Annotated in this window: 11 protein-coding genes; 8 read left to right on the top strand and 3 right to left on the bottom strand. The window is 70.9% G+C overall.

The window, feature by feature from the left end; genetic code table 11:
* Nucleotides 1–95 precede the first annotated feature (95 nt).
* Nucleotides 96–2,165 carry a beta-galactosidase gene (locus ACFRCR_RS10850; protein WP_377677454.1) on the bottom strand — a complete coding sequence of 690 codons (2,070 nt, stop codon included), beginning with the start codon at nucleotides 2,163–2,165 and terminating at the stop codon, nucleotides 96–98.
* Between the two features lie 199 nt (nucleotides 2,166–2,364).
* On the opposite strand from ACFRCR_RS10850, the gene ACFRCR_RS10845 reads away from it, so the two are divergent.
* The 4 genes from ACFRCR_RS10845 (at nucleotide 2,365) to ACFRCR_RS10830 (ending at nucleotide 6,805) form a co-directional block, all read left to right on the top strand.
* A complete protein-coding gene (locus ACFRCR_RS10845; RefSeq protein WP_377677453.1) occupies nucleotides 2,365–3,675 on the top strand; it encodes an extracellular solute-binding protein in 1,311 nt (436 codons plus the stop codon).
* Nucleotides 3,676–3,783: 108 nt separating this feature from the next.
* Nucleotides 3,784–4,746 (top strand): carbohydrate ABC transporter permease, encoded by a 963-nt coding sequence (locus ACFRCR_RS10840; RefSeq protein WP_377677452.1) that lies wholly within the window; start codon nucleotides 3,784–3,786, stop codon nucleotides 4,744–4,746.
* Between the two features lie 2 nt (nucleotides 4,747–4,748).
* Nucleotides 4,749–5,690, top strand: coding sequence for a carbohydrate ABC transporter permease (locus tag ACFRCR_RS10835; protein WP_377677451.1), 942 nt, complete (start codon nucleotides 4,749–4,751; stop codon nucleotides 5,688–5,690).
* A gap of 134 nt (nucleotides 5,691–5,824) precedes the next feature.
* Nucleotides 5,825–6,805, top strand: a complete 981-nt coding sequence (locus ACFRCR_RS10830; protein ID WP_377677455.1) for a LacI family DNA-binding transcriptional regulator — start codon at nucleotides 5,825–5,827, stop codon at nucleotides 6,803–6,805.
* A gap of 238 nt (nucleotides 6,806–7,043) precedes the next feature.
* Here ACFRCR_RS10830 and ACFRCR_RS10825 read toward each other — a convergent pair whose 3' ends face one another.
* On the bottom strand, nucleotides 7,044–7,697 hold the full coding sequence (locus tag ACFRCR_RS10825; RefSeq protein WP_377677449.1) for a chitinase: 654 nt from the start codon (nucleotides 7,695–7,697) through the stop codon (nucleotides 7,044–7,046).
* A gap of 90 nt (nucleotides 7,698–7,787) precedes the next feature.
* The gene (locus ACFRCR_RS10820) at nucleotides 7,788–8,945 is read right to left on the bottom strand and encodes a hypothetical protein (protein WP_377677448.1); all 1,158 of its coding nucleotides are present in this window, start codon (nucleotides 8,943–8,945) and stop codon (nucleotides 7,788–7,790) included.
* Between the two features lie 190 nt (nucleotides 8,946–9,135).
* On the opposite strand from ACFRCR_RS10820, the gene ACFRCR_RS10815 reads away from it, so the two are divergent.
* The 4 genes from ACFRCR_RS10815 (at nucleotide 9,136) to ACFRCR_RS10800 (ending at nucleotide 13,339) form a co-directional block, all read left to right on the top strand.
* A complete protein-coding gene (locus tag ACFRCR_RS10815; protein WP_377677446.1) occupies nucleotides 9,136–10,176 on the top strand; it encodes a LacI family DNA-binding transcriptional regulator in 1,041 nt (346 codons plus the stop codon).
* A gap of 77 nt (nucleotides 10,177–10,253) precedes the next feature.
* Complete coding sequence (locus ACFRCR_RS10810; protein ID WP_377677445.1) at nucleotides 10,254–11,141, top strand: carbohydrate ABC transporter permease; 888 nt, start codon at nucleotides 10,254–10,256, stop codon at nucleotides 11,139–11,141.
* 4 nt (nucleotides 11,142–11,145) lie between these two features.
* A complete protein-coding gene (locus ACFRCR_RS10805) occupies nucleotides 11,146–11,973 on the top strand; it encodes a carbohydrate ABC transporter permease (protein WP_377677443.1) in 828 nt (275 codons plus the stop codon).
* Nucleotides 11,974–12,052: 79 nt separating this feature from the next.
* On the top strand, nucleotides 12,053–13,339 hold the full coding sequence (locus ACFRCR_RS10800) for an ABC transporter substrate-binding protein (protein ID WP_377677441.1): 1,287 nt from the start codon (nucleotides 12,053–12,055) through the stop codon (nucleotides 13,337–13,339).
* The last annotated feature ends 18 nt before the right edge of the window (nucleotides 13,340–13,357 follow it).

The following is a 13,357-nucleotide window of genomic DNA, read 5'->3' as shown; positions in this document are numbered from 1 at the left end:
GGGCGACGTCCACGCGCGTCGCCTCAGGGGCGCGTGACCGTCTCGTCGGCCGCGGTGGCCTCCTGCCACGGCCCGCAGGGCCCGTGGTGCGACCCTCAGGCGAGCGGGGCCCGCAGCAGGCGCACCGCCCCCGCCGCGACCGCGGCGGTCCCGGGCGTGGCCTCGCCGGTCACGAGGTCGGCGGCCCCGGCCGGGAGACCGGGCAGCTTGACCTCGTGCCCGGTGTGGTTGATCGCGACGACGTACTCGGCGTCGTCGCCGCGGCGGCGCACGACCTCGAAGCCCTCGACCAGGCCCGACGGCGCCAGCCCCGCGTCCGCGTAGACGGCGCCCAGGAGCGTGCCGAGGTCCGTGACGTCGAGGCGCGTCGAGACGTACCAGCCCGTGCCCTCGCCGAGCGCGTTGCGCGTGATCGCGGGGGCGCCCGGGGCGGGGCCGCCGACGTACGTGCCCACGACCTGCGCGCCCTCGAGCGCGATGTCGTCGGCCCACACGTCGCCCGCGAGCGTGCCCGTCAGGGCGGGAGCCGTCTCGCCGCCGTCGAGCGCGACGCCCAGCGACTCGCCCTCCCGCAGGGGCAGGAACTCCTCGACCGTGAGGCCGAGCGCGCGGCGCAGCGGCGCCAGGAACCCGCCCGGGTGCACGGCGTCGTGCTCGTCGACCGCGGCCGAGAAGTACGAGACGAGGAGTGTGCCGCCGCCCTCGACGTAGCGCGTGAGGTTGTCGGCCGACCCCTGCGTCAGCAGGTACGACGCGGGCGCGACGACCAGCCGGTACCCCGACAGGTCCTGCGCCGGGTGCGCGAAGTCCACCTGGACCCCGTCGCGCCAGAACCGGTCGTAGAACGCGTCGACGCGCTCGCGGTGCTGCGCGTCCACGCTGGGACGCCACTCGAGGTCCTGCGCCCAGAACGACTCGGGGTCCCACAGGATCGCGACGTCGGCGTGCACGCGCGACCCGCGCAGCTCCGCGACCTTGCCCAGGTCGGCGCCCAGCGCCACCACCTCGCGCCACACCCGGCTGCTCGTGCCGGCGTGGGGCAGCATCGCCGAGTGGAACTTCTCCGCGCCCGAGCGCGAGGCCCGCCACTGGAAGAACATGATCGCGTCGGCCCCGCGGCCCAGGTGCGAGAACGCGTTGCGCGCCATCTCCCCGGGGCGCTTGGCGACGTTGCGCGGCTGCCAGTTCACGCCCGACGTCGAGTGCTCGAGCAGCAGCCACGGCTTGCCACCCGCGACCGAGCGCGTGAGGTCCGCGGCGAGCGCGAGCCCCACCTCGTTGTGCGGGTCGCCGGCCCGCAGGTAGTGGTCGTTCGAGACGACGTCGACCTCGCGGGCCCACGCCCACAGGTCGGTCGACGGGCACTCGCCCGCCATGAAGTTCGTCGTGACGGGCACGCTCGAGTGCGCCCGGATCGCGTCGCGCTCGGCCACGAAGCAGGCCAGCAGGGCGTCGTTCGTGAAGCGCGCGAAGTCGAGGCGCTGCGCGGGGTTCACGACCGAGGCCGCGACCGCGGGCACGTCCACGTGGTCCCAGGCGCCGTAGACCTGGCCCCAGAAGCGGGTGCCCCAGGCGGCGTTGAGGCCGGCGAGGTCGCCGTAGCGCTCGCGCAGCCACTCACGGAAGGCCGCGGCGCTCGCGGGGGAGTAGTCGTCCGAGACGGGGGCACCGTACTCGTTGTGTACGTGCCACAGCGCGAGCGCGGGGTGCGAGCCGTAGCGCCTGGCGAGCTCGGTCGTGATGCGCACGCTCGCGCGGCGGTACTCGGGCGAGCTGGGCGAGACCATGCCGCGCGAGCCGAACCCGAGGACCGTGCCGTCGCGGGTCACGACGCGTGAGCGGGGGTAGGCGTGGAAGAACCACGCGGGCGGGGACGCGGTGGGGGTGCCGAGGTCGACACGGATGCCGTGGGCGTGCAGGAGGTCGATCAGGCGGTCGAGCCAGGCGAGGTCGAACTCTCCCTCGCGCGGCTCCATGAGCGCCCAGCTGAACATCCCGATGCTGACGAGGTTGACCCCGGCCTCGTGCATCAGGGCGACGTCCTGCTCCCAGACCTCCTCGGGCCACTGCTCGGGGTTGTAGTCACCGCCGTAGCAGATCGCGTCGACGCCGGGCAGCCAGCCGTCGTAGACGGGGCCGACCGGGCGGGGCTGGACGGAAGTCATGCGCTCTCCTCAACACGTCACTGTGCACGATCACAGGTGTGACCGGCGCTGCAACACCTAGGTAACAGCATGAAACATGATGTTGACAAGAGCACGTAGGTCGTGAGTACTGTGACCGTGCACAGCCCACACTGTCGTGAGTCGCCGTGGCCCGACGCCCTGGCGAGAAGCGCGATGGTTCCTTGACGAGGAGGACCTCATGCGCCTGTCCACAGGCACGAAGGCAGCGGCGATCATCGCCTCCGCCGCACTACTGATGACCGCCTGCAGCTCCGGCGACGGCACGGACGCCCCCGCGGCCGACGGCCCGGTCGAGCTCACCTTCTGGACCTGGGCGCCCAACGTCGACAAGGTCGTCGAGACCTGGAACGCGGCCAACCCGGACATCCAGGTCACGGTCAACAAGCAGGACGGCGGCGACCCCGCGATCACGAAGCTGCTCACCGCGGTCAAGGCCGGCAGCGGGGCGCCCGACATCATGCAGACCGAGTACCAGAAGATCCCCACGCTCGTCTCGGCCGACGCGCTCGCCGACATCTCGGGCGAGGTCGCGGACCTGGCGGACCAGTTCCCGGAGGGCGTCTGGAACGACGTGACCCTGGGCTCCGACGCGGTCTACGCCGTGCCGCAGGACTCGGGCCCCATGCAGTTCTACTACCGCGCCGACATCTTCGAGCAGCTCGGCCTGACCGTGCCGACGACCTGGGACGAGTACGCCGCGACGGCTGCCGCCTTGCAGGCCGCGGACCCGACCAAGCACCTCGGCACGTTCTCCGCGACCGACGCGGGCTGGTTCACGGGCCTCGCGCAGCAGGCCGGCGCCTCCTGGTGGGGCATCGACGGCGACGCGTGGACCGTCGCGGTCGACGACGAGGCGACGCTCAAGGTCGCGGACTACTGGGGCGGGCTCGTCGAGTCCGGCGTGATCGACAACAAGCCCATGTACACCCCCGAGTGGAACGCCGCGCTCAACAACGGCACGCAGATCGGGTGGCTCTCGGCCATCTGGGCGCCCGGCGTCCTCGAGGGCAACGCCCCCGACACCGCAGGGCTGTGGAAGATGGCCCCCATGCCGCAGTGGGACGCCGCGAAGCCTGCCACGGGCAACTGGGGAGGGTCCGCGACGGCCGTGACGAGCCAGTCGAAGCACCCCGAGCAGGCCGCGAAGTTCATCACGTGGCTCAACGCGTCGCAGGAGGGTGTCGACCTCCTCGTCGAGCAGACCGGCGTCTACCCGGCCAACATCCCGGCGTTGGCCGAGGCGCTGTCCGAGCCGCCGACGTTCTTCGCGAACCAGCCCGACTTCTACGAGATCGCGGCCCAGACGGCCAGGACCGCGGGCAGCTTCACGTACGGCCCCAACGTCAACGTCACCTACTCGGCGTACAACGACGAGTTCGGCAAGGCCACCGACGCGAAGTCGCAGGCCGCGTTCACCGCTGCGGTCGAGGCGATGCAGAAGGTCACGCTCGACGACATGAAGAGCTCCGGCTTCACCGTCGAGGAGTAGGCCCGACGGCGGCCGCCCGGTCAGTCCGGGCGGTCGCCCTCCCCCCTTCCGCACCGTGCTTCAACCGCCGTCCGCACCCGACCGGCGGAGACCTTCCGAGGAGAGATCGTGACCACGACCACGCCAGCGCGGCCCACCGCGCCGCCCGCGGTGCGACGCCGCCGACCCGGTGCGTCCCGGCGCCAGGGAGCCCCCTGGGCCTTCCTCGCCCCTGCGATCGTGCTGTTCGTCCTCTTCCTCGCACTGCCGATCGCGTATGCGGTGTACCTGAGCTTCCGCACCGAGAAGGTCAGCGGACTGGGCCTGGGGTCCGGATCACGGACCGAGGTGTGGAACGGGTTCGCGAACTACGCGGCGTCGCTCGCCGACCCGGAGTTCCTCGCGTCCGTGGGCCGCGTCGCGCTGTACGGCGTGATCGTCGTGCCGACCATGCTGGGCCTCGCCCTGCTCTTCGCGCTGCTGCTCGACTCGCGCCGGTCGCGCGCGACGAAGTTCTCCCGGGTCTCGATCTTCCTGCCGTACGCCGTGCCGGCCGTGATCTCCTCGCTCCTGTGGGGGTTCCTCTACCTGCCGGGCGTGAGCCCGTTCTACTACGTGTTCGACCGGCTCGGCTGGGACGTCCCGTCGTTGTTCTCGTCGAACCTGGTGATCTTCGCGGTCGCGAACATCGCGGTGTGGGGCGGCGTCGGCTTCAACATGGTCGTCATCTACACGTCGCTGCGCGCGATCCCGTCGGAGCTGTACGAGGCCGCCGAGCTCGACGGCTGCACGCAGGTCGGCATGGCCTGGCGGATCAAGATCCCCATCGTGGTGCCCTCGATCATCATGACGTTCGTCTTCTCGATGATCGCGACCCTCCAGGTCTTCGCCGAGCCGACGACCCTCAAGCCGCTCAGCAACACGATCTCCAGCACGTGGACCCCCCTCATGAAGGTCTACCGCGACGCGTTCATCCGCGGTGACCTGTACTCGGCGGCCGCGACCTCGGTGATCATCGCCGTCGCGACGTTCGTCCTCTCGTTCGGGTTCCTGCGCCTGGTGCAGAGCCGTGCCTTCGGTCAGGAGAAGTGACCATGACTACCGACGCCGCTGAGACCGCGCTCGTCGCCGAGACCGCCGGCTCCCGGGCGGGCTCCGTCCTGCCTCGTGCCCGCCGGGTCCCCCGGACCGGCCACCGGTCGGTCGGCGAGCGGCCGAGCGGGGCCGCGACCGCGATCCTGCTCGTGGGCGCGCTGTACTGCCTGCTGCCCGTGCTGTGGGTCGTCGTCGCGTCGACCAAGTCCGGGAGCGAGCTGTTCTCGACGTTCACCTTCGCCCCCTCGTCGCACCTCCTGGACAACGTGTCCGACCTCAACGCCTACCGGGGCGGCCTGTTCTGGCGGTGGATGGCGAACACGGCCCTCTACGCCGGGGTGGGCGCGATGCTCTCGGTCGTCGTGTCCGCGATGGCCGGGTACGCGCTCGCGAAGTACCGGTTCCGCGGGAAGTCCGCGGTTTTCAACATGCTGCTCGCGGGCGTCCTCGTGCCGGGTGTCGTCCTCGCGATCCCGCAGTACCTGCTCCTGGCCCAGGTCGGCCTCACGAACACCTACTGGGCCGTGCTCCTGCCGAGCATCATCAGCCCCTACGGGATCTACCTGGCGCGGATCTACGCGGGGGCCTCGATCCCCGACGAGATCGTCGAGGCCGCACGGACCGACGGTGCGAGCGAGCTCCGCACGTTCGCGCAGGTCGCGATGCCCATGATGGCCCCCGGGCTCGTGACGGTCTTCCTGTTCCAGTTCGTCGCGATCTGGAACAACTTCATGCTGCCGTACATCATGCTCGGCGACGACAAGCTCTTCCCCTTGACCGTGGGGCTCTCCGGGCTGCTCAACCAGGGCGCGTCGCAGCCTGCGCTGTACACGCTCGTCATCACCGGTGCGCTCCTGTCGATCGTCCCGCTCGTCGCCCTGTTCCTCCTCCTGCAGCGCTACTGGCAGGTCGACCTGGCCGCCGGCGCGGTCAAGGCCTGAGGATGTCCCTAGACTCACGTGTCGTGGAGCAACCCGGTGAAGACGCCACCCCCGAGCAGGAGCCGGGGGTCGCGCCGCAGCCTGCCCGCGAGAGGCGCGCGGCGCCGTCGGGCAGTGCGAAGCGACGTCCCACGATCCGCGACGTCGCAGAGGTGGCGGGCGTCTCGCGCGGGACCGTGTCCCGCGTGATCAACGGAGGCCACTGGGTCTCGCCCGACGCGCTCGCTGCCGTCAACGAGGCGATCCGGACCACGGGGTACGCCGCGAACCAGCACGCTCGCAGCCTCGTGACGGGGCGGTCGAACTCGATCGCGTTCCTGCTCACCGAGCCGCAGCACCTGCTGTTCGAGGACCCCAACTTCTCGATCCTGCTGCGGGGCGCGGCCGAGGAGCTCGCCAAGCGCGAGATGCCGCTGCTGCTCATGGTCGCGGGGACCCCCGAGGAGCGTCGCCGGATCGGCGGGTACGTCTCGGCGGGCCACGTCGACGGCGTCCTGCTCATCAGCTCGCACCAGGGCAACCCGATGCTGGCCGAGCTGCTCAGGCTCAAGGTGCCGACCGTCGCGTGCGGGGTGCCGCTCGGGTACGAGGGGCGCGTCGGGTACGTCGCGGCCGACGACCGCGCCGGGGCGCGGACCATGACGCAGCACCTGATCGACTCGGGGCGCACGCGTATCGCGACGATCACGGGGCCGCTCGACACCCCGGGCGGGACACTGCGCCTCGACGGGTACCGCGACGCCCTGGGCGACCGGTTCGACGAGTCGCTCGTCGCGCACGGCGACTACTCGCGCGAGCGGGGTCGGCTCGCGATGGCCGAGCTGCTCGAGCGCCGTCCAGACCTCGACGCCGTGTTCGTCGCGTCCGACCTCATGGCCGCGGGCGCGCTCGTCGCGCTCCAGGCGGCGGGCCGGAGCGTCCCGCAGGACGTGGCCGTGGGCGGGTTCGACGACTCAGGCGTCGCCGCGTCGCTCCACCCCGCGCTCACGACCATGCGGCAGCCGTTCGAGCGCATCAGCGCCGAGATGGTGCGCCTGCTGCTCGAGGTCGTCGAGGGGCAGGAGCCTGCGGCGATCACGCTGCCGACGTCGCTCGTGGTGCGGGACTCGGCCTAGCCCTCCGGCCTTGTCGGCGCACGCCCCGGGGACTCGTCCACAGGGACCGCGCGGGGTGACGTGTCCACAGGCGAGCCTGGCGATCCGTCGCCGCGTGGTGCGTGCGCGCCGGGCTGTGGCCGACGTGGGGCGAGCGCGCCCGGCCGGCCGGTGTGCGGAGCGGCAGGGGCTGACGAAGAGCGAGGGTGGGCGCGAGGCCCGACGGCGGAGGGCGAGCTCCGGCGTCGGGCCGCGGGCCTCAGCAGGTCAGGGCGTCGCCCGTCGTGGTGCCCAGGAGCTCGGCGTAGCGGCGGAACAGCGCGACCCGGTTCGCGACCTGGCGCGGGTTCCCGCCGTCGCACTCGAGCGGGCCGTTGATCGCGCGGATCGTCTCGCGGAAGCCGTGCTCCCCGACGATCGCCTCGTGGCACGTCATGGTCCCCTCGCCGGGCTGCGTGTTCCAGTACCAGAGCGCCGTCTTCCAGGCGACGGTCGGGTCGGTCTCGACGAGGAACGGGTCGTTCAGCAGGTCGATGCCCAGGGCGTCGCCCGCGGCCTTGTAGTTGAAGTTCCAGGAGAGCTGGATGGGACCCTTGCCGTAGTAGGCGTCCTGGCCCGCGGGGCACCCGTACGGCTGCGACGGGTCGCAGTAGTGCGAGTACACGGCCGTGTTGAGCTCGCTCACGTGGAGCAGGCCGGTGCTCTCGTGGCTCACGTTCGCGAGGAACGCCGCGGCCTCGCGGGCAGCGATCTCGGGGCCGCCCGACGTCGCGAACTCCGGGTACGCCTCGGTCGCGGCGACCAGGCCCGCGTACGTGTAGAACGGGTTGCGGTCCGGGAACATCTCCTCGAACTGCGCCTCGGTCACCACGAAGCCCGTCGTGATGCCGCTCGTCGAACCTGTCTCAGCCATGAGCCACCCTCTCGTCACTGTCCCCGGCGGAACGTCGTCCGACGACTCGTCGGTGACTCGTCGGTACCCCGCCTGCGTTCAGCGGTCACCCTAGGGGACGAGCGAGCGCTCGTCGGCATCGGTGTGCAGTGCGCTCCGGGGGCCTTCCTCGACTCCCGGCTCGGGGCGGTCGTCCGGACCGGGGGACCCCTCGGGGGAGACGTCCGCGGGCGCTGCACCGCCCGTCCTGGTGTACACGAGGACGGCGACCAGACCCGTGACCCAGCCGGTCACGAGCGGCCAGAAGAGGCTCGCCTGCACGACGGGCAGCACCATGTTCATGGTGGCCGAGTGCAGCCCGAACGCGGTGTACGTGGTGAACGACCGGGTCGCCGCGGGGACCGTCGCGGCGGCGACGGCGGCGAACCAGACCGCGAGCACCAGGGTCCAGCGCCCCGCGCTCGGCGGGAGCCGTCGGGTCGCGAGCCACGTCCCGCCCGCGACGAGCAGGCCCACGACCAGGGCGAGGGCCACCTCCATGCCCTGGACCGGTCGCCCTTGCGGCGCGAAGCGGAAGATCATCGCACCCGTGGCCACCTCCGCGACGAGGTCGATCGGGCCCCGGGCGCTGCGGTGCCACACGAGCCACGAGCTGCCGGCCCCGAGCACGACCCACACGAGCCCGGCCGTCAGGCCGGCGGCGAGCACGGTTGGCCAGGCGCGGGCCCGCAGCCGCTTGCGCGCCCTGCGCGTCGCGGGGAGCGCCTCCTCGGCGGAACGGTTCGTCAGGGCGAGGGCCCCGACGAGCGCGATCCCGACGAGCCAGCCGTTGAGGAGCCCCCACCAGCTCCCGTCGAACGACGCGGAGAGGAGGTGGAACGCCGGGTTCAGCGGGGCGGGGAAGGAGATGTCCGCGACCGTGTCCGCGACGGACCCCGCGGTGCCGCCGACCACGACCCCGAGCCACGTCCCGAGGAAGACGCCCCACGTGCCGGTGCGTCGAGGCAGGCGTCTCGTCGCGAGGTATGCCATGACCATGACGACCAGCCCCGCGAGGAGCGCCGCGAGGATCGTCTGACCCGTGATCGCCGAACCGCCCGGGACCGTGCCGTTCGGGTGGGGGAGGAACGTGCGGACGAGCGCGCTGTGGACCCGGTACGTGAAGTTCGCGTGGACCCAGTCGCTCAGGACCGCCGTCCCGACCCACAGGATCGAGGTGACCAGCCCGGCGACGAGCACCGCGGGGTCCCTGCGTGACGTCATCGGCATGCCCGCGAGGGTAGCGCACACGCATGAGGAGGCCGGGCCCGGAGAGGCCTGGCGGTTGACACCCTCCGAGGGCGCGTGCAAGAGTGCCTCTCAATCCGGAAACGTTTCCAGAGTGCTTCGCACCGCCGCGTTGGAAACGTTTCCAAACTGAGATCTTCCGCACCACCTTCGACGGAGAGGGCAGGAACCGATGGCACCACGTGCAACGTTGAACGAGGTCGCCGAGCGCGCAGGGGTGTCGCTCGCCTCGACCTCCCGAGCGCTGCACGGCTCCGGCGCCAGCAAGGCCATGGTCGAGCGCGTGCGCGCCGCCGCCGACGAGCTCGGGTACAGCCCCGACGCCGTCGGCCGCTCACTGCGCATGAGGCGCACGTTCCAGATCGCCTTCGCGGTCGCCGACATCGGCAACCAGGTCTACGTCGAGATGATGTCCGCGATCCACGCGGTCATCGCGCCCTACGGCTACCGGGTCGTCGTGACGACGACGGGCGACACGGCACAGTCGACGACGGACCTCGTGCGCAGCCTCGCGAACGGCATGGTCGACGGGATCGTCCTGAGCCCCCTGCGCATGAGCGAGGAGCTCGTCCGCGCGATCCACGAGTCCGCCGTGCCGGTCGTCGTGATCGGACGATCGCTCGGCGCCCACGGCATCGACTCGGTGTCGACCGACTCCGCAGGCGGGATCGGCCAGGCCGTGACCCACCTGCTCGAGATCGGCCGCCGCCGCATCGCGTTCCTGAACGGCCCCCTCGACACGACCCCCGGTGAGGCTCGCCAGCGCGGCTTCGACGCCGCCGTCGCCGCCCCGGGCTTCGCCGCCGAGCACGTCGACGTCGAGATCGCCGAGGACTTCACGGTCGCCGCCGGCCTCACCGCCGCGCGCACGCTCATCGAGCGCAACGCCGCTGCCGGCGGCCTCGACGCGATCGTCGCGGCCAACGACCTGCTCGCGATCGGCGCGATGCACGCGGCCCGCCAGAGCGGCCTGGACGTCCCCACCGACCTCGCCGTGACCGGCATGGACGACACCGAGATCGGCCGGGTCTTCTACCCGAGCCTCACGAGCGTCTCCCTGGGATCCGCCGAACGTGGTCGGCGGGCCGCCCAGCTCCTGCTCGGACTGGTCGAGGGCAGCGACCAGGAGACCCGGCACGTGGACGTGGGACCGACCCTCCTCGTCCGCGAATCCACCCGACCGACCGACGTACTCGACGGAGAGAAGTCATGACAGCCCCCACCGTGGAGGCCGGCCCCCGACCGACCACCCCTGCACCACGACGGCAGCAGCCGCGCCGGAGCGGAGGGATGGCCCGCTCGAAGCGGCGCGAGGCCATCGCCCTCGTCATCCCGTCGCTGCTCCCGATCCTCGTCCTGAGCGTCGCGCCCCTCCTCGTCGGCGTGGGCCTCGCGTTCACCGACGCCCGCCTCGTGCGCAACCCCGAGTACGCGTTCGTCGGGATGGACAACTTCGTCCGGCTCGCCGACAACTCGTTCTTCTGGGACTCGTTCCGCATCGGCATGATCTGGGCCGTCTCCGTGACGCTGCTCCAGCTCGTCGCGGCCATGGGCCTCGCGCTCCTGCTCAACTCCGACCTCAAGCTCCAGGGCCTGACCCGGGTGCTCGCGCTCATCCCGTGGGCCATGCCGCCCGTGGTCGTCGCGATCATGTGGCGGATGATCTACTCGCCCAACGCCGGGCCGCTCAACGCGTTCCTCGGCAGCGTGGGCCTGCCTGACGACATCAACTGGCTCGCGGACTTCTCGACCGCGCTGCCGGCCGTGATCGTCGTGGGCATCTGGGTCGGCATGCCGCAGACCACCGTGACGCTGCTCGCCGGGCTCCAGCAGATCCCCGACGAGCTCCACGAGGCCGCGGCGATCGACGGGGCGAACGCGTGGCGCCGCTTCACCGCGGTCACGCTCCCGAGCCTGCGGCCCATCATCACGTCGATCACCTCGCTCAACTTCATCTGGAACTTCAACTCGTTCTCCCTGGTCTACGTGCTGACGGAGGGCGGACCGGGCGGCCGCACCATGCTGCCGATGCTCTACACGTACCTCGAGGCGTTCAAGAACAGGAACATCGGCTACGCGGCCGCCATGGGCGTCGTGCTCGTGGTCGTCGTCGTCCTCCTGCTCGCGATCTACCTGTGGTCCCAGTTCCGCCAAGACCGCGACAGCACGGGGAAGTGATCTGATGCGTCATCTCGTCCGGCCAGCCCAGTACGTGGCGCTGTGCTTCTACATCGTCTTCCTCGGCTTCCCGCTGCTGTGGCTCGTCTCGGCGTCGCTCAAGTCGTCGGGCGAGCTCAACTCGCTCACCGTGAGCCTGATCCCGCAGGACGTCGAGTGGGGCAACTACTCGGCTGCGCTCGAACGCCAGGGCCTCGTGCGCTCGGCGTGGAACTCCGCGATCGTCGCGCTCGTCTCGACCGCGCTCGTGCTCCTCATCGCGCTGCCCGGCGCGTACGTCCTGGCCCGGCTCAAGGGCCTGGTCCGGGGCATGGGCGTCGGGTGGATCCTGGTCAGCCAGGTCTTCCCGGTCATCCTCATCATCCTGCCGCTGTTCCTCATCCTGCGGACCATCGGCCTGACCGACAGCCTCGTCGGCCTGACCCTGGTGCACACGACGTACACGCTGCCGTTCGCGCTGTGGATGCTGCAGGGCTACGTGAGCTCGATCCCGATCGAGCTCGAGGAAGCGGGCTCGATGGACGGCGCGAGCCGCCTGACGGTGCTCCGCCAGATCGTCTTCCCACTCCTCATGCCGGGCGTCGTCGCGACCGCGATGTTCAGCTTCGTGTCGTCGTGGAACGAGTTCTTCTTCGCGCTCGTGCTGCTCCAGTCGCCCGAGAACTACACGCTGCCGATCACTCTCAAGATGTTCATCGGCGGCGAGGGCAAGGTCGCCCTCGGCCCGCTCGCGGCGGGCGCCGTGCTGGCCGCGATCCCCAGCATCGTCTTCTTCTCGATCATGCAGAAAAGGCTCACCGGCGGACTCCTGTCCGGTGCCGTCAAGGGGTGAGCGCAGTGCGCCCCCGCCTCGACGGAACCCGTCCCACCCACCCACCCGCACGACCCCCACGCCTCAGAAAGGCAGACACATGAAGACTCGTGGTGCGTCCATCGCCGCATGCCTCACGATCGGCACCCTGTTCCTCACCGCTTGCGGAAGCGGCGGAGACGGCGACGCCGGTGGAGACTCCGGTCCGATCACGCTGAAGTTCCAGTCGCTGTCCGACCAGCCCGCGGCCATCGCCGCGACCGAGAGCATCGTCTCCGACTGGAACGAGGCCAACCCCGACGTCCAGGTCGAGATCGTCCCCGCAGGGTGGGACGGCATCTACGACAAGCTCATCACGCAGTTCAACGGTGGTGCGGCGCCGGACATCATCCACTACGAGGCCGCGAGCATCGTGCCCTTCGCGGCGGACGGCTACCTGGCCGACCTCTCCGAGTACATGTCCGACGAGTTCCGTGCCGACGTCCCCGAGGGCATCCTCGACGCGGTCACGGTCGACGACAAGGTCATCGCGTACCCCACCGAGCTCCAGTCCTACATGGTGTTCGCGAACAAGACGCTGCTCGACGCCGCGGGCGTCGCGATCCCCACGGGCGAGACCATGACGTGGGACGAGATGCGTGCGATCGCGCAGGCCACGACCAAGGACGGCACGTACGGCCTGGGCTGGGGCCTCAAGAGCCCCACCGCCGCGTACATGTCCTTCGCGCCGGGCTTCGGCGGCACCTACTTCGAGGGCAGCGGCGCGGACGCGACCCTGACGGTCGGCGAGGGCGAGATGGCCGTGCCGAACCTCGTGGACGCCATGGCGTTCGAGGACAAGTCGATCCTGCCGGTGACCCTGAGCCAGACCGGTTCGGAGACGCTCGCGACGTTCTACGCCGGGCAGGTCGCCATGACGATCCAGGGCTCGTTCCAGGCCGCGAACATCGCGACCGACGCCCCCGAGGGCTTCGACTGGATCGTGCTCCCGCCGCTCGAGGGGTCGGAGGGCGCCGAGCAGGCCGCCAACCCGCAGACCCTGTCCGTGAACATCGACTCCGAGCACGTCGAGGAGTCCGCGGAGTTCATCGAGTTCTTCACGCAGACCGACAACCTGGCCGCCCTCAACGAGGCCGACGCCCTGATCCCCGCGACGACGTCCGCGCAGGAGGCCCTCGCGGCCAAGCTCGGCACCGAGAACGGCTGGGACGTCATCCTCTCCTCGGGCCAGCACCTCGTGTCCGCGCCGTACCTCTTCGTCGACGCCTACGCGCAGTGGAAGGACACGGTCGCGACGCCGGCCTACCAGCGATTCCTCGCGCAGGAGATCGACGCCGACGGCGTGGCCACCGAGCTGACGACCGGCTGGGAAGAGATCACCAAGTAGTGCAGCCGTGCGGACGGC

This window comes from Oerskovia sp. NPDC056781 (assembly GCF_042789955.1).
GTDB classification, from domain to species: domain Bacteria; phylum Actinomycetota; class Actinomycetes; order Actinomycetales; family Cellulomonadaceae; genus Oerskovia; species Oerskovia rustica.
This window is presented reverse-complemented; position numbering and strand designations above follow the sequence as displayed.